The 16,720-nt window shown below is 70.4% G+C and carries 9 protein-coding genes; 8 read left to right on the forward strand and 1 reads right to left on the reverse strand.

Going from position 1 to position 16,720, the window contains the following annotated elements; all coding sequences use genetic code 11:
- The first annotated feature begins 104 nt into the window (after positions 1–104).
- The 4 genes from OEB96_RS40425 (at position 105) to OEB96_RS40440 (ending at position 8,362) form a co-directional block, all read left to right on the forward strand.
- Entirely contained in the window at positions 105–2,129 is a 2,025-nt protein-coding gene (locus tag OEB96_RS40425) for a serine/threonine protein kinase (RefSeq protein ID WP_266222273.1), read from the forward strand.
- Positions 2,130–2,198: 69 nt separating this feature from the next.
- Positions 2,199–4,082, forward strand: a complete 1,884-nt coding sequence (locus OEB96_RS40430) for a penicillin-insensitive murein endopeptidase (RefSeq protein ID WP_266222274.1) — start codon at positions 2,199–2,201, stop codon at positions 4,080–4,082.
- A 71-nt stretch (positions 4,083–4,153) separates the two neighbouring features.
- The gene (locus OEB96_RS40435; protein ID WP_266222275.1) at positions 4,154–6,127 is read left to right on the forward strand and encodes an LIC_10091 family protein; all 1,974 of its coding nucleotides are present in this window, start codon (positions 4,154–4,156) and stop codon (positions 6,125–6,127) included.
- Positions 6,128–6,172: 45 nt separating this feature from the next.
- Positions 6,173–8,362 (forward strand): M14 family zinc carboxypeptidase, encoded by a 2,190-nt coding sequence (locus OEB96_RS40440; RefSeq protein WP_266222276.1) that lies wholly within the window; start codon positions 6,173–6,175, stop codon positions 8,360–8,362.
- Between the two features lie 6 nt (positions 8,363–8,368).
- Here OEB96_RS40440 and OEB96_RS40445 read toward each other — a convergent pair whose 3' ends face one another.
- A complete protein-coding gene (locus OEB96_RS40445) occupies positions 8,369–11,848 on the reverse strand; it encodes an FHA domain-containing protein (protein ID WP_266222277.1) in 3,480 nt (1,159 codons plus the stop codon).
- Between the two features lie 188 nt (positions 11,849–12,036).
- Between OEB96_RS40445 and OEB96_RS40450 the strand changes: the two genes are divergently transcribed.
- The 4 genes from OEB96_RS40450 (at position 12,037) to OEB96_RS40465 (ending at position 16,705) form a co-directional block, all read left to right on the forward strand.
- The gene (locus tag OEB96_RS40450; protein WP_266222278.1) at positions 12,037–12,702 is read left to right on the forward strand and encodes a hypothetical protein; all 666 of its coding nucleotides are present in this window, start codon (positions 12,037–12,039) and stop codon (positions 12,700–12,702) included.
- Positions 12,703–12,789: 87 nt separating this feature from the next.
- Positions 12,790–13,902, forward strand: coding sequence for an esterase/lipase family protein (locus tag OEB96_RS40455; protein ID WP_266222279.1), 1,113 nt, complete (start codon positions 12,790–12,792; stop codon positions 13,900–13,902).
- A 118-nt stretch (positions 13,903–14,020) separates the two neighbouring features.
- Positions 14,021–15,067 carry a hypothetical protein gene (locus OEB96_RS40460; protein ID WP_266222280.1) on the forward strand — a complete coding sequence of 349 codons (1,047 nt, stop codon included), beginning with the start codon at positions 14,021–14,023 and terminating at the stop codon, positions 15,065–15,067.
- Between the two features lie 51 nt (positions 15,068–15,118).
- Positions 15,119–16,705, forward strand: a complete 1,587-nt coding sequence (locus tag OEB96_RS40465; protein ID WP_266222281.1) for a DUF1501 domain-containing protein — start codon at positions 15,119–15,121, stop codon at positions 16,703–16,705.
- Positions 16,706–16,720: the final 15 nt, after the last annotated feature.

Below are 16,720 nucleotides of genomic sequence, written 5' to 3' on the forward strand. Positions count from 1 at the left end.
GGCCCCGTCGGTCGCGGGTCGAGCCCCACGAACGCTGCTTGCCGGCCGATCGCACCCGCGGGCATCTGCGGTATGCTCGGCTCCCCGAGGATGAAGACCCCAACATGACCGTAGACGGCGGAGCACCAGAGGGCATGTGGTCCTCGCCGCAAGACCTCGTGGGAACGATCCTCGCCGATCGCTACCAGGTGCAGAAGGTCATCGGCGACGGCGGCATGGGCAGCGTCTTCCTCGCCGAGCACGTCACCTTGCGCAAGAAGGTGGCGCTCAAGGTCTTGCACCCCGAGCTGTGCCGCGATCAGACCCACGTCGACCGCTTCCTCCAAGAGGCGCGCGCGGCCTCGATGATCCAGCACGAGAACATCGTGGACATCGTCGACTTCGGCAACGTCCCCGGCGGCTCCGTGTTCTTCGCCATGGAGTACCTCGAGGGGCGCGACCTCGCGGGCACCCTCAAACGCGATGGCCGCATGCCCTGGCTCCGCGTGCAGAACTTCATGCTCCAGATCGTGCGCGCCCTCCATGCCGCGCACGACAAGGGCATCGTCCACCGCGATCTCAAGCCGGCCAACTGCTTCGTCATCAACAAGTCCGACGGTCGCGAGTTCATCAAGCTGCTCGACTTCGGCATCGCCAAGGTCACCGACGCCGAGAACGACAAGGGCCTCACGCGCACCGGAGCGGTGTTCGGTACCGCCAAGTACATGGCGCCCGAGCAGGCGTGCGGCGAGCCAGCCGACCAGCGCACCGACATCTACGCGGCGGCCGTGCTCATGTACGAGCTGCTCACGGGCGTCGTGCCGTTCGACGGCGACAACTTCATGCGGGTGCTGTCGCGGCACCTCACCGAGCCGCTCACGCTTCCCAGCACGATGGCGCCCGACGCCGGCATCCCTCCCATGGTGGAGTCGATCGTCGTCAAGGCGCTGTCCAAGAAGCGAGAGGACCGCTACCAGAGCATGGCCGAGTTCGAGGAGGCCCTGCTCGCGCTCGGACCCGACGGCACGCTGCGCTCGGGCGGCGCCATGATGGGGATGTCGTACTCGACCCCGCTCATGGCGACCAACCCGCCCTCGGGCGCTCCGGCCCTCGATGCTCCCGGACACACGCAGTGGCTGGGTCCGCAGGCCAGTCACGGGCCGCCCAGCCAGCCCCCCGAGGGCCGGGGCGGCACCTTGCTGCTCGATGGCGACAGCGCCCCGCCGGACTTCATGAACCAGCCGGGCGTGCAGGGGCCCATCGGGTGGAGCTCGGACGCGCCGGGCGGCACCATGATGATGGACGGCATGGGGCAGGACGTGCTGCCCGCGGGTCCGGGTGCGGCCGCGATCACCCGCAACCCGCCGCTCGGCCTCGGCTCGAGCACGAACCCTCCGAACCCCGAGACCCGTCCCCCCCTCGGAGGCGATCCCACCTATGCGGGCGACTACGGCGAGGCTCCGTCTCGCAAGGGCTTCATCGCGCTGATCGCCGGAGGGGCCGTGGCCGCCATCGGCCTCGGTGGCCTCGTGGCATGGCTGCTCACCAGCAGCGAGCAGGCCGACACGTCCTCCAGCGATTCCACGCCCGTCGTGGCCAAGGCCAACGAGGACCCCAAGCCCGAGACCAAGACGCCCGATCCCGCGCCCGACCCCACCCCGCCCGATCCCATCCCGGAGGCCGAGGCCGACGGGGGCGTAGGAGGCGAAGGGGCCGACGACGGCGTGCTGGTGCTCGATGACGACGACGGTGCGGCGGCCGACGGAGGCGACGACGGTGCGGCGGCCGACGACGGCTCGTCCGTGCAGACCAGTCCCGAGCCGAAGACTCCGAAGACCCCCAAGACCCCGAAGACCAACAACACGGCCAAGGTGGTCGACGTCCGCAGCGGCAAGGACCTGTCCAAGGGCTTTTCACGCGCGGGCAAGGCCGCCAAGGCTTGCGGCCAGACCCACGGCGCGATCCCGGGACAGAGCATCACGGTCGAGGCGGCGATCAAGAGCAACGGCCAGGTGCTCTCGGCCAACGCCACCGGTCCCAGCCGCAGCTCGCCCCTCGGCAAGTGCGTGGCCTCGGCGGTCCAGAACAACGCTCGCTTCGTGCCCTCCAAGCAAGCGCTGCAGACCGAGAAGAATACCTACAAGATGTGATGGCCCGACGGGCTCGGGGCAGTGCGCCGCTCCCCGCCCGCCCAAGCCCCGACCTGCGGCGCCGCTCCCATGCCGAGTCTCCGCGTCACCGCTCCCGACGGCAGCGTCCGCGTCGTCCCCCTCAAGGGTCACGAGCTCACGATTGGCCGTGCACCCGACAACGGCCTGGTGCTCGACGGCGCGGGCGTGTCGTCGCACCACTGCGCCTTCACGGTCTACGCCGGCCAGACCACCGTGGCCGATCGCGGCTCGACCAACGGCACGTTCGTCAACAACGCGCCGCTGACCCAGATGCAGCAATCGCAGCCGCTGGCCGAGCACGATCGGGTCTACGTGGGGCAGTACCTGCTGCAGGTGGTGTTCAGCGGCGTGCGAGCCCATCCACCCACCCAGCTGATGGCAGCCGCGACTCCGGTGCCGCTCGATCCCGGGGCACCGCGCATCCTCATCCAGCGCGAGGATCGGGGCTGGCGGGACGAGCACAACCGCATCGCACGCTACGCCGAGCAGTGGGAGCAAGGAGGGCGAGCCGATCACCTCGCCCTGCGTCCGGTCGAGCTGCGCAAGGCCAAGGCCTGGCTGGCCCAGACCCCTCCCGAGCGCCAGGATGCGATCACGCCGACCCTGCGCGAGTTCATCGAGGCCAGCGCGGGGGCCAACAAGCGCATCGCCGCCAAGCGCGGGCTGCTCGTCGCGGCGGGCGTGCTGGGGCTGGGGGGGCTGGTGACCGGGGTCGTCGTGCTGTGGCCCGAGGGTGACGATGTCGCCGACCAAGCGCAGACCGATGCCGCCGACGGGGGCGCCCAGCCCGAGCCTCCCGACGAGGACGACGGGCTCGGCGACGACGATGGCGACGATGGGCTCGCAGGAGACGACGACGGTGACGGCGGCGACGACGGAGGCGACGGCCCACGCGTCGCCATCGAGGAGAAGATCGTCCACGAGGTGATCCCCGAGGAATCGCTCGAAGACATCGCGCGGCGCTACGGCGTGTCGGTGGCGCAGATCGCCGAGTGGAACCTGCTCAACCCCGACGTCAAGCTGCTCCCGCCCGGCACCAAGGTCGAGGTCAAGCGCCCCAAGATGCGCCCGCTGCCGCAGCAGCAGATCAAGTACGAGCTCGAGCCCGAGGACACCTCGTGGACCAAGCTCAGCAAGCGCTTCGGCGTCTCGGCCAAGAAGCTGCGGGCCTACAACCCCGACGTCGAGCGGCTCAAGCGGGGGCAGGAGGTCGTGATCTGGGTCGACCCGCGCCCCTACAAGCCCAAGGAGCCTCGCACCGCGATCCCGAGCTACGTGCCCGAGACCAACGCGCAGTCGGTGGGCTCGCCCAACCAGGGCAACCTCGAGAACGGGATCCAGCTCCCGGACAACGATGCGCTCTACATCCGGCGCTACCCCTACATCATGTGGGGCTCGGGCTTCCTCATCGCCAACGTACAAAAGGCGGTGGCGCAGTTCCGCCAGGACATGGACTTCGACGGCACGCTGGTGCTGGCCGACATCTCCAAGCAGCGCGGCGGCGACTTCTACCCGCCGCACCGCTCCCACCAGGCGGGGCGCGACATCGACATCTGGCTGCCCACCCTGCGCGGCGTGTTCAAGGCCAAGTACCTCACCGAGGAGGGCGACGAGAAATTCGGCCGCCGCCCCAACCCCGAAGAGGTCGACTGGTTCGCCACCTGGGGTCTCATCAAGGCGCTGCTCGACACCAAGTCCGTGCAGGACATCTTCATCACCTACGAGATCCAGCCCAACATCTACAACGCGGCCAGGTACCTCGGGGTGAGCGACGAAGAGCTCGACTACGCGATCCAGTGGCCGCGCAACGAGCACAGCGCCAAGGGCATCGTGATGCACGCGCCCGGGCACACCCATCACATGCACGTTCGCTTCAAGTGCGCGCCGTACGAGAAGCGCTGCAACAATCGCATCTCCAAGGACGCGCTGTGAGGCCAGGGTGGGGTCGGCTCGAGCGGGATTTGATGTCCGCGAGGCGCCCGCGGTAAGAACAGCCCATCGCGATGCTCCGCTCCTCGCTGCTCACCGCCCTCGCGCTCGCGGGCCTGCTGCCTTCGTGCCACGAGGCCGCAACGCTGCCCCCTGCCCCCGAGCCCGAGGCCGCCCCCAAGGCGGGCGCGGCCGTGCCCCCCGAGCCCGAGGCCTCCGTCACGATCGTGCGGATCGTCGGCGACGAGATCCAGCGGGGTGACGTCGCCGTGGCGACGGCCCGGCCCGCGAGCGCCCCCGGCATCCTCGACGAGGAGCTGCGGCCCACGCGGGTGCTGCCCGAGCTCGCCGCGGCGCTGGCCGAGCTCGACGAGCCCGCCCGACCGCTGGTGGTGACGCTCGCTCCCGATGCTCCGGTGAGCCACGTCCGTGCGGTGCTGGCCAGCGCAGGCCGGCCGATTCGGGTGATCGTGGATCCACAGCCCGCATCCGCCGAGATCACGCAGGCACGCAGCGGCTCGCAGCTACACCCACCCCCGACCGATGGCGAGGCCGAGTTCGAGATCGACCTCCCCGACGATCGCCCGGCGAGCGAGCTCGCGCCGCTCGCCGCGGCCGCCCCGTCACCGACCACTGCGATCGTGCTCGCGTCGGCCCAGGCTCCTTGCGTCGAGCCTCCGACGGGCATGCGCTGCATCCCGGGCACCACCGACGGTGAGCCCACCGTTCCGACCTTCTACATCGACGAGCGCGAGGTGACGTTCGCCGACTACGATGCGTGTTACGTGGCCTACGGCTGCCGTGGCCGACGCGGCGCGCCTCCCCGCGCCGCATCGGCGTCGACCGGCCCCGCCGACACGCGGGTGATGCCCATGGATCCCGCACGCGCCAGGGCCTACTGCGCCTGGTCCGGCAAGCGCGTGCCCACCGAGCAGGAGGCCGCCCGCGCCGCGAGCCCCGAGCCGACCGCCGGCCTGCGCTGCGCCACCGACCGTCCGTTCCTCACCCGCTTCCCGCCCCAGCTGCTCGAGCAGCCACGACCCGACCTCCCGCTGCCCGAGCCTCCCACCGACGAGGAGCTCGAGATCTTCGCCCGCGTGCCCGACGATCCCGTCGAGGACAAGAAGATCTGCCCCCCCAAGGTACGCGAGGGCTGGCACGAGTCGCAGCAAGAGGGCGGCCGCTCCGAGCCCACTTGTCGCGATCCATTCTCGTACCTGCAGACCAACGAGCCGCGCGGCTTCGTGTTCGCGGGCTACATCCGCAACCTCGGCGGGGCCTACGTGGGCATCGGCAGCGACCAGAACTACAGCTACATCGCGGCCGCGCGCGCGCAGTGGGCGTGGGTGATGGACTACGACCCCCGCGTGGTCCACAACCACCTGCGCCTGCGCGCCTTCATCCTCGCCTCGCCCACCGCCGACGACTTCGTGGCGCTGTTCTCGGAGGCCGGCCAGCACGAGGCCCTGGCCATCCTCGACGAGGCGCTCGGGGAGCACCCGCAGTTCAACGCGATCCGCTGGGGCTACCGCGCCACGCGCTCCGAGCTGCACGGCTACTTCCAGGCCCAGCGCGCCCGCTCCCGTACGCACCCGGAGTTCGGGTGGCTGCGCAACGACGAGAACTACCGCTACATCCGAACCCTCTACGAGCAAGGCCGCCTCGCGCCCAAGGCGGGCGACCTGCTGCTCGACGGCTCCATGCAAGCCATGGGGGCCGCAGCCCGCGAGCTGCGCGTACCCGTGCGCATCTACTACACCTCCAATGCCCCCACCGCGTGGGGCGGCGAGGTGACCCCGGCCTACCGTCGCAACGTGCTGAGCCTGCCGTTCGATCGGCTCTCGGTGGTGCTGCAGACCACCGATGGTGGCGGAAGCCTGCGCCAGAAGACCAAGTGGCACCACAACGTCCAGTGGGGTCGCCTGCTGCACGAGCGCCTGCAGCTGCCCGGCTACGACGACGTGTGGACGCTGATCGAGGGGCGGATCCCCGGCGACGACGATGCGCTGACCGTGCTGGGGCTGCCCAGTGCTCGCAATCAACCGTAGGAAGCGACCGCCAACGCTCGACCGATCCGTGGCATCCTGACCGCGATGCGCTCCCGGATCCCTCGATGGCTGGGGCTGCCCCCCAGCCTGTGGCTGGCCGCGAGCCTGTGGCTGGCCCCCTCCCCGGCCACCGCGTTCCCCGACTTCGACGCCAAGCGCGAGGAGATCGTGATCGGCCGCGTCCGCACGGGCGACCCCGCGGTGGCCGGGACCGCCGAGACCGTGGGCACCTTCGAGCAGACCGACGGCGTGCTGCGCCGGGCCGAGGCCGAGACCGTCACCAACGCGTGGTGGCTCGCCAAGGGCGCCACCGCCCACATCGGCGACGGCCTGGTGAGGTTCCGGATCCAGCCGGGCAAGCGCGCCGACCTCGGCCTCATGGTCCGCGCCCATGCCGGTCAGGGCTGGGATCTCGTGTGCGGCTACGAGCTGAGCGTGCTCAAGGACAAGGTCCGTCTGATGCGATGGGATCGCGGCGTGGCCAAGCCCATGGGCGACGCGGTCAAGATCAAGGGCTCGCCGAGCACGCTGGAGTTCGTCGTACACCTCGTGGGCCCGCAGCTGGTCGCCACCGTCTACGACGGCGACAAGCTCACCCTGCTCGGCACGCTGACCGCCCACGACACCACCTATGCCGATGGGCGCGTGGGGGTGCGGATCCACGCCAAGGCCCAGGGCGGCGCGCTCACCCTGCTCTCGGTGATGGACACCACGCGTGCCAGCAAGTCCGGCGTGGGTCAACACGTGCCCGCCCGGCGGCTCTACCCATCGCTGGGGGGGCCCGATCGCGCCGACGATACCACCCCGTTCGGTGACACTCGCTTCGCCTTCATCCCCCACGACCAGCTCCCGCAGCTCCCCTCGGCGCTGCGCCGCCACGCCACCGGCGAGCACGTGGCCCCAGACGGCACGCGCCAGGCCGTGCTCGAGCTGTCGACCGTGCAGGCCGAGCAGCTGCGGCGCACCGACGTCACCATCGCCGCCATCGACGGTACGGCCGGCTGGGGCCTGTTCGACGCCGCCTATCGCGAGCGACGCGGCAAGCCCCCCACTCCCACCGCTCGCGGCTTTCGTGTCGACGAGAGCTACAAGGATCCTCGGCTGCTCGAGGAGCTCTTGCGGGCCTACCACGAGCGCTATCCCGAGATCAGCGAGCTGCACGAGCTCGGCCGTACCCACGGAGGCCGCCCGATCTGGGGCCTGAAGATCTCCGATCACCCCGAGCAGGACGAGGACGAGCCCGCGGTGCTGTTCAACGCCATGCACCACGCCAGCGAGCTGCTCAGCACCGAGTATGCGCTCGACGTGGTGCAGGGCCTGCTCGAGGGCTACGGCCGCGATCCCGCCGTCACCCGCTGGGTCGATGGCCTCGAGATCTGGTGCGTGCCGATGGTCAACCCCGACGGCAACGCCTACTTCATCGAGCGCTCCCAGTGGGTGATCCGCAAGAACGGCCGCGACGGCAGCGGTGACGGCAGCGTCGATCCCTTCGAGGGTGTGGACCTCAGCCGCAACTATCCGTTCGGCTGGGGCGCGCGAGCGGGAACCGCCGGCAGCCCCGCCATCACCAGCCAGTACCACCGCGGGCCCAGCCCCGGCTCCGAGCCCGAGACCCAGGCCATGATGGCCCTGGCCCAGCGCCAGCGCTTCGCCGCCTCGATCTCGTTCCACACGATCGGCCGGGTGATCTACGTGCCCTACAACGTCGATGGCACCAAGAACCCGCGCCCCAACGCGGCCTGGACCGTGGCCGAGGAGCTGGCCGCGGCCGCCCCTGCCCAGCGCAACGGCAAGCCCTACCGGGTGGCGCCCGCCGGCTATCCCGTGTCCGGTAGCGACCAGGACTGGTACATGCACGAGCACGGCACGGTGGCGCTCTTGCTCGAGGGCGCCTACCACAACCCCGAGCTGACCATTCGCACCGAGGCCGTCGCCGCCACCCGTCCCGTGTGGCAGGGGCTGCTGGAGCGGGTCGATCAGGGCATGCGGATCTCGGGCCACGTACGCGACGAGGCCGGCAAGCCCGTGGAGGCCGAGGTCGTCATCGACCAGATCGATCTACGCTTTGGCGAGCGCTGGACCGCGCGCCCTCGCGACGGTCGCTTCGATCGCTTGATGGCCAAGGGCGGGCGCTACACCGTGCGTGCGCGGGCCGCCGGGTACGCCGAGGCGGAGCAAGAGGTCCGCGTGGGCACCCGGCCGGTCGAGGTCGACCTGGTGCTGCGGCGCAAGTAGGGAGCCTCAGTCGCAGGCGGTGCGGTACTTGCCGCCCACCAGCTCCTTCCACTCGTCCTCGGTGAGCCTGCGACCCGCCGCAGTGCACGCCAGCGAGATCGAGTCGTCGACCTCGAATGGCCAAAGCCGCGCCGTGCCGTCGTAGCTCACGGAGACCACGTGGGTCATGCGGCCTTCCTTGGTCACCAGCGCCAGGCTCGGGATCAAGTTCGAGTGGCCCTCGAGCACCACCGCGGTCTCCATCATGTCGACGGGGTCCTTGCGGGTGTCCCACAGGCGGATGGTGCCGTCGTTGCTCGACGATATCAGCCAGCGGCCATCGGGGCTCCACTCGAAATCGCTGATGCCCCCCGAGTGGCCGGTGAGCTCCAGCGAGCCCTCGTCGGGATGGTCCGAGGTCAGGTCCCACAGGCGAATCGACCGGTCATCTGCGCCCGAGGCCAGCCGCCGACCATCGGGACTGAAGGAGAGCACCCCCGCCACGCCCTCGTGCCCCCGCAGCTTGCCCGCCAGCTTGCCCTTGTCGAGGTCGTACAAGAGGATCTTGCGATCGTTGGCGCCGGTCGCGGCCCAGCGCCCGTTGGCGCTCAGGGCCACCGTCTTGAGGTCGTCCTCGTGCCCCTTGAACGTGCGCTCGGGAGACTCCAGCGAGCCATTGAGATTCCACAGCACGGCCTCGGTGAGGGTGCCGGTCAGGAGCCAGCGGCCGTCGCCCGAGACCGCGAGCACGATGACCTCGTCGTCGTGGGAGAGCACTGCGGCCGAGCTCTCGGGGTCGTCGCCCATCGTCCACACCCGCGCCGTGCGATCGGTGCTCACCGAGATCAAGCGCTTGCTGTCGGGGGTGAATTCCACCATCCCGATCTCACCCGAGTGCCCCATGAGGGTACGGCTGCTGGGGCTCTCCGCCTGGATGTCCCACAGCACCAGCCGCCCCGCGTTGTCCCCCGACACCGCCATCTGGCCGTCGGTCGAGGTCGCCACCGCACGCACGCGATCGGTGTGCACGTCGGAGAGCGGCAGGCTCCGCAGCCGCGTGGGGTGCCGCATGTCCCAGATGCGCGTGGTGCCGTCGGCCGAGCCGGTGATCATGCGCCGGCCGAACGGATCGACCGCCACCGCCACCACCGGCTGGGTGTGCCCGCGGCCCACCTTCGAGGCGCTGCCCAGCCGTGGCAGGCCCTCCTCGGCCTCGGACGACACCGGCATCGACTGCCAGTCCCACACTCTCGCCACTCGGTCCGCACCCCCGGTGATCGCCCACTGGCCGTCGCCCGACACCCCCACCGAGCGAATGCCTCCCCGGTGGCCCGAGAACACCCGCGAGAACGCCCCCACCTTGCGCTGGTCGAGGTCCCAGCTCCGCGCGGTGCCGTCCTCGCTGGCCGTGAACGCCGTGGCGGGCACCCGGCGCGTGGGCGCGAGCCCAGGCGGCGGTGAGTAGAGCGCGAGCTGGTGGATCCGCGCGGTGTGGCCCGACAAGCGCACCGACGAGGCCGACGGCACCTTGGCGTGCAGGTCCCAGATCCACAGGTCCTTGTCCTGCGCCACGCTCACGGCCATGGAGGAATCGGCGCTGACGTCGATGGTGGAGACGACCCCCTTGTGGCCCGACAGCAGCTCCCACTTGCGGGTGGGCACGGTGCTCGTCGGCGGCCACAGCCGCACCACGCCATCCGCTCCCCCGCTCACCGCCCACTGGTCATCGGGTGCGAGTCCGACCGCGGTGACCACCACCTCTTCGTGGAGCACCACCACCGGATTCTTGCCGCGGCTGTCGACCACCCGCCAGTTGCGCGCGGTCATGTCCTCGCCGCTCGAGACCACGCGATTGCCGGTGGCATTGATCGCCACCCCGGTGACCTTGCCCTCGTGCCCTCGCGGCAGCGTGGACGCGCTGGGGCTCGGCATGTCGAGGTCCCACACCTTGACCTGTCCGCTCTCGTCCCCCGTGACCAGCCAGCGCCCATTCGCGCTCAGGTCGAGCGCGCTGATCGGCGCACGGTGGTCCTCGAGGCGCACGCTGGTCGCCGCCGGATCGCGATCGAGCAGGTTCCAGCGCATCGCGAGCCCGTCGGCATCGGCCGTGACCAGCCAGCGCCCGTCCTCGCTCACCGCCATGCCCGTCAGACCACGCGGATGCCCGGCCAGCGACTTGGGCTCGATCACCCCCGCGGCATCGAGGTTCCAGAGGTACACATCGTTGCCGCCGCCGGTGCCACCGCCGTTCCCCGCCGTGATCGCCCAGTGTCCGTCGGGAGACAGGGCCACGCGCTCCACCGGGCCGAGATGCCCTTCGCCTCCGGGCCCGCGCAGCGGCCGTCCCGGCAGGTCTCGCAGCGTGGCGCGCAGCACCTCGAACGCCAGCGCGTCCGGGGTCGCGCTCTCGGGCGGCAGCCGCTTGGTCGCCTCGGCGGCCAGCAGCACCGCCACCACCGGATCCCCCTCGCCGCTCGCGCGCGTGGCCAGCTCGGCCGAGGCCTCGGCGCTGCGCGGGTCCACGACCTCGACCGGACCCGAGCCCGAGCCCACGTCGAGCTTGGCCGTCTGCTCGCCATCGCCGCCGGTGGACTCGGTGGGCTGCACCGCGAAGAAGATGCCCGTTCCCACCCCGCCCAGCACGACCGCGCCCACCATCGTGCCGCCCAGCCCGCGCAGCATGCGAGCTCGCGCGCCGGACAGGATGAAGTCGCGGTGCAGCGGCTTGGGAGGCGGCTGCTTGCCGCGGCCCTGCGCCAGCCACTTGCGCGCGTGCGCCAGCTTCTCTCCGCGCAGGAGGTGATCGGCGCCCTTGCCCGACGCCAGCCATGCGTTGGCGAGCTTGTCGATCTGCTCCCACTCCCGCCCCCATGCCATGTCGGCCGACGACGGGGTGATCTGGCTGCGGCCGCTCGGGCCCATCACCGGCACGGCACCGCTGCCCGCCGCCAGCCCCATCGCCCCCGATGGACCCGAGCCGGCGAGCGACGGGCCCGAGCCCGGCAGCGACGGTCCCGAGCCCGGCAGCGACGGGCCCGAGCCGGCGAACGACGGGCTCGAGCTCGGAAGCGACGGGCTCGAGCTCGGTAGCGACGGCCCCGAAGCATGCAGAGGCATCACCGGGCTGGCGCCCGATGCTCCCATCGGTGGTGGTGCGTAACCCATCGGGGTCGCCATCGGCACCGCAGCCGACGGCATCCTCATCGCGCCCGACTCGGCATCCACCAGCACGCGCAGCCGATAGACCGCGAGCACCACCTCGTCCTGCGGACCGATCGCCTGTCGCCCATGCACCCGCTGCCGATTGACATAGGTGCCGTTGGTCGAGCCGAGGTCCTCGACGAAGTAGGCCTCGCCCTCGCGAAGGATGCGGCAGTGCGTGCTCGATACACCCTTGCCGGTCAAGGGCAGCTCGTGCTGACTCGCGCGACCTAGAGTGATCGCCGACGCATTGAAGGTCAGCAGCTGCGGGCTCTTCCCCGCCTCGGCGATGGAGATCCGGATCATGGACCGACTCCCGTTGTATCGCTCGGCGCCACGATCTACCAATCCCCGGCCGTTCTGGCCGTTTTCGCCAGGTGCGCGCGGCCTCCGCTGGCCCTCCCGGGCCGCAGCCCCCGGGGCCCCGATCGAGCATCCGGTCGCGATCCCGAACGTTTGACGGACCCCCGCCGATCGGGTCAACCTCCAATCCGATGCGCGCTCCCTTCCCAGGCTCTGCCCAACGCCCCCGAGCGCGTCGCTCGGCCGCCGTGCTGCTCGCCGCATTCACGCTCGCAGCCGCGGGTGGTTGTGCCAAGCGCTTCGCCCTCAAGCCCGAAGAGCTCGAGAAGGTCAAGACCCAGACCGAGGGCAGCGTCGATCCCCTGCGCGTCTACACCAGCGAGCGCCTGGTCACCGTGTACGTCGAGGGCCAAGCCAACGAGCAGTTCGAGGTCGACCGACAGATCCGCGAGGCCTCGGCCCGACTGCGCATCAAGAACGTCACCACCAAGACCGACTCGGGCCTCATCCTCAAGATCGAGGAGCTCAACGGGATGCCGCTCCTGTGGGTCACGTTCAGCGCCGACTGCCGAGACCCCGCCTGTGCGTTCGGCTTCGTGCAGACCGAGGACAACCTCTACCGCCTGTTCAAGTCCCCGCCGCTCGAGGGCTACACGGAACCCGCCAACTTCTACAAGTGGTTCTGGAAGAAGAAGCGGCGCATGAAGCCCGGCAAGATGAAGTCGCTGGGCGAGGCCAACGACATCCTGCTGAACAAGAAGCGCAACGGGAAGCTGCGGACGATCTACCTCGAGGTGATCAAGGTCGTCGACGACCGCACGCGAACCCGCACGCGCCGCAGCGGCGGCGTGGACTAGGCCGGCGGAGCCGCCGGCAGCGCCCGCGGCGGCGCCGGGCGACTCGTGGGTTGACGGAGGGCGAACGCGCGCTCCATGCTGCCCTCCATGCGGCGTGGAGGTGGCTGGTGGCTCGTGGTGCCGATCGCGATGGGCTGTGGTTGGGAGCCCGTACCGGGAGACGAGGGCACGGGCACGGGCAGCAGCAGCTCCGGTGAATCGTCGTCGAGCGGAGCCGACGTCACGGGACCCGCCGAGGGCGAGGGCTCGATGGGCTCCACCGGCCCCGTCGTCGATGGCACCGGTGACTCGAGCACCGGGGGTGAGCCGCTGCTCGGTCCGCCCTACCCCATCGTCCTCGCCCACGGCTTCTTCGGGTTCGAGAACCTCGCCGGCCTCGACTTCGTGCCCTACTGGTACGGGGTGCCCGAGCACCTCGAAGCGCTCGGCCACACCGTGTGCGTGGGCGAGGTCGATCCGTTCAACGATTCCACCGATCGCGGCATGCAGCTGCTCGAGCGGGCGCAGGACTGCGCCGCCGCCACTGGCCACGCCAAGGTCAACATCCTCGCCCACTCGCAAGGTGGCCTCGACGCCCGCGTCGCCGCCCACATGGCGCCGCAGCTCGTCGCCTCGGTCACCACCGTCGCCACCCCCCACCACGGCACCCCCATCGCCGACATCGCGCTGGGTCTGACCCCCAACGCCGGCGCGGCCGCGCTCGTCGACTGGTTGGTGCAGAACCTCGGCGCCCCGATCTGGGACGAGGTCGGCAACGAGACCTCGCTCTACGAGGCGCTCTATCAGATGTCACAGCCCGGCATCACCGAGTTCAACGCCACCTATACCGACGCGCCGGGCGTGCTCTACACCTCGGTGACCGGTCGCACCGGCCTCCACGACGGCGGCGATGCCTGCGAGCCCACCAGCCCCCCGCCGCCGCTGCTCATCACCCACTTCGAGGACACTCTCGACACCACCGACGCCCTGTTCCTGATCCCCGAGGTGATCCTGAGCGACGGCGTGTTCTCGCAGCAACCCAACGATGCGCTCGTGCGCGTCGTCGACTCCCGCTGGGGCGAGTTCCTGGGCTGCGTGCCCGCCGATCACCTCGACGAGGTCGGGCAGCTCATCGGCGACTCGCCGGGCCTGGGCAACGCCTGGAACCACCTCGACTTCTACGCCGATCTCGTCGCGTATCTGCGCGACCGCGGCCTGTGATCGACATCGCGCGCGCGCTCTCCGTGTGTGCGTGCACGCATGGGCGGTCCCCGCAGATCGCCGGCCAACGCTTGAAAAGCACGTGAGCCACCAACACACTGTTGTCGGCCCCGGTCGCATGACACGCCTTCGCTTCCTCGCTCTTTGCTCCCTCGTCGCCACCGGAGGCTGCCGTGACGATCCACCCGCGGACGACATGCCCCTGGCCTCGGGCTTCGCCCAGGAATCGGGCCAGGACGACCAGGGCAGCGGCACCACGACCACGACGGCCCCCCCCACGACCACCACCGCCTCCCCGACGACCAACTCGCCCGATTCCAGCGGCGAGCCATGGGGCGGCACCGAGTACCTGGGCGACATCCACGGCATCCTCACCGTCACCTTCACCCCGGCGCACGCACTGAGCAGTGACGACGTGGTGGGTCTGGCCGGGGCCTACCGCACGGCCGAGGTCGGCTGGGACGACACCGAAGATCTCCACTCGGTCTTCGCCTATCAGCTCGCACTCCCGCCCCCGCCCGAGGAGCCCGACACCCTGATCCCGGCCGAGCCCGTGCCCACGTTCGACTGGGGCGACGACGACGACTGGCTCAGCGCCGGCAACGGCATGAAGCTCCGCACGAGCCCGAGCGAGGGCGAGCCCGAGCTGCTCGCGTGCCTGCTCGGCGCCGGCACCACCGGGCAGTACCCCGTCTATCGCTCGAGCACCGCGATGGGGGTGGCCGAGGCGTGCAGTCCCGATCCCACGGGCTGGAGCGCCGCCACCACCTACGACGTGGTGCTCTACGGCGGCGAGCTGTTCGAGGACAACGTGCTGCTCCAGCGCGTGACCACGCCCCCGGATCTGGTCGTGACCGCTCCCGATCTCGACGCGCTCGACGCCCCCCTCGCCGCCGACGAGGACCTCACCATCGAGTGGGAACCCGGCGACGATCCCGAGGCGCGCATCATCATCCGCGTCATCGACGCCGACACCAACGTGATCACGGTGCATGCCGCCGATGACGGTGCCTACACCATTGCCGCCGCCGAGCTCGGCGCGCTCACCGTGGGTCCGCTCGACCTGCTGGTCACGCGCGAGCGCACCGATCGCGTGCAATTCACCGCGGGCGGCCTCACGGTGCTCGCTCGAGTCGAGCGCTGGGGTTTCTTCGATCTGTTCTAATCTCCGTCGTGGCCCATGTTCGGGCCAGGCCAGCAGGAGCGACCAAGGCACATGAGACGCAGGACCTTCCTCAAGACCGCGGCCGGGACCAGTGCTGCGGCGGGTGCCGGGATCTTCGGGATCCTGAAGTACCCCCGGGGCGCCAACGCAGCCGGCTGGGGCACGTGGCCCAGCGACCGCGAGGACCTGATGCTCCCCGAGGACCTGCGCCCGCAGAGCGTGCTCGAGCTGTGCTTCCACGGCGGCATCACGGCCTGGGAGACCTTCTACGCGGTCGAGTCCTGGGGCACCGCCAACAACACCTTCATCAACCTGTTCGACGACGAGCCGGACAACAGCCCCCGCAACTTCTACGAGAACATCTGTCAGTACGGTCCCGGGTCGTCGTTCGTCACCGACTTCGCCGAGGACGCCGCGGGCCTGACCGTCGGCCTCGGCCCCTGGCTCTACCCGCTCAAGGAGCGCCCCGACATCCTCAGTCGCATGCGCGTGCTGGTGCAGTCGCACACCGTGCTCGCCCACGAGGGGGCCAACCCCGTCTCGTTCACCGGCGACTTCGTGGGCAACCCTCGCATGGCCGGCCTCGGGGCGCCGATCCAGCGCTACTTCAACGAGCAGCCCGGCGGCTCCCGGGCGGTGCCCTACTCGTTCATCCTCTACCCCGGCGGCGCCGGCTTCTCCGGCTTCAACGTGGGCTCGGCCTCGGCCATCGGCTTCCACCCCGGCGCGGCGCGGCCGCTCAACGTCACCGTGTCGCAGGACTCGGTGCTCGCCGAGCTGCTCGCACGCCCCGGGCTCGAGCAGAGCGATCCCGAGGCCTTCGACGCCGCCGTCTCCTACTACACCCAGGCCTACGAGAACCGCTTTCGCTCGGGTGGAGTGGGCAAGGCCAGCCGCTCACTCGAGCGCAACAACTACGCGTTCGCCAACTTTGCCCGCCAAAACGCCAACGAGCTCATCGAGGTGCTCTCGCCCGATCTGTTCGCCGAGATCCAGGGGCAGATCTGCCCGGGCCCGGGCGTGCCCGCGCAGAGCCTGGACATGCCCGCGATGATGGCCAACGTCGCTCGGAGCCTGCTGACCCGCACCACCAACCGGGCGCGCTACGTCAACTGGATCGACACCGGCATCTACCCGCGCCCCGAGATCGGCTACGACGTGCACAACGAGCACGTGCCCTTCACCGCGCGCAGCGTGCCCCACACCCTGCAGCAGCTCGCCAACATCATCCGCGATCCCGGCAACCCCGGCCCACAAGACGATCAGCTGCTCGACCTCGACCAGACCATGATCGTCATCAACATGGAGTTCGGGCGCACGCCCCATCGCCAGGTCGCCGGCAGCTCGGGCACCAACCATTGGCCCTACGGCTACGTCAACGTCGTCATCGGCGGCCCCATCCGCGCGGGCGACTCTCGCTCACCGGGCGCGTCGATCTACGGCAACATCACCGAGGAGAGCGGCGGCTACGCCCAGACCTACGTCAGCCCCACCGAGAACCGCGTCATGATGCTCGCGGCCCTCGGCATCTACCCGTTCTCGTCCCAGAGCTACGCGGTCGCCGACGTGCGGCAGGCCGCGGACGAGATCGAGGCCATCGCCCGCGTACGCGACGAGCTCTGGGGGATCTCGGTCTAGCCCCGGGGAAGGAAT

Source organism: Paraliomyxa miuraensis (assembly GCF_026337845.1).
Classification (GTDB): Bacteria; Myxococcota_A; Polyangia; order Nannocystales; family Nannocystaceae; genus Paraliomyxa; species Paraliomyxa miuraensis.

Bases quoted from the DNA above. Each gene is read 5' to 3' on its own strand.
- OEB96_RS40425 (WP_266222273.1), top strand. From the start codon at position 105: ATGACCGTAGACGGCGGAGCACCAGAGGGCATGTGGTCCTCGCCGCAA.
- OEB96_RS40430 (WP_266222274.1), top strand. From the start codon at position 2,199: ATGCCGAGTCTCCGCGTCACCGCTCCCGACGGCAGCGTCCGCGTCGTC.
- OEB96_RS40435 (WP_266222275.1), top strand. From the start codon at position 4,154: ATGCTCCGCTCCTCGCTGCTCACCGCCCTCGCGCTCGCGGGCCTGCTG.
- OEB96_RS40440 (WP_266222276.1), top strand. From the start codon at position 6,173: ATGCGCTCCCGGATCCCTCGATGGCTGGGGCTGCCCCCCAGCCTGTGG.
- OEB96_RS40445 (WP_266222277.1), bottom strand. From the start codon at position 11,848: ATGATCCGGATCTCCATCGCCGAGGCGGGGAAGAGCCCGCAGCTGCTG.
- OEB96_RS40450 (WP_266222278.1), top strand. From the start codon at position 12,037: ATGCGCGCTCCCTTCCCAGGCTCTGCCCAACGCCCCCGAGCGCGTCGC.
- OEB96_RS40455 (WP_266222279.1), top strand. From the start codon at position 12,790: ATGCGGCGTGGAGGTGGCTGGTGGCTCGTGGTGCCGATCGCGATGGGC.
- OEB96_RS40460 (WP_266222280.1), top strand. From the start codon at position 14,021: ATGACACGCCTTCGCTTCCTCGCTCTTTGCTCCCTCGTCGCCACCGGA.
- OEB96_RS40465 (WP_266222281.1), top strand. From the start codon at position 15,119: ATGAGACGCAGGACCTTCCTCAAGACCGCGGCCGGGACCAGTGCTGCG.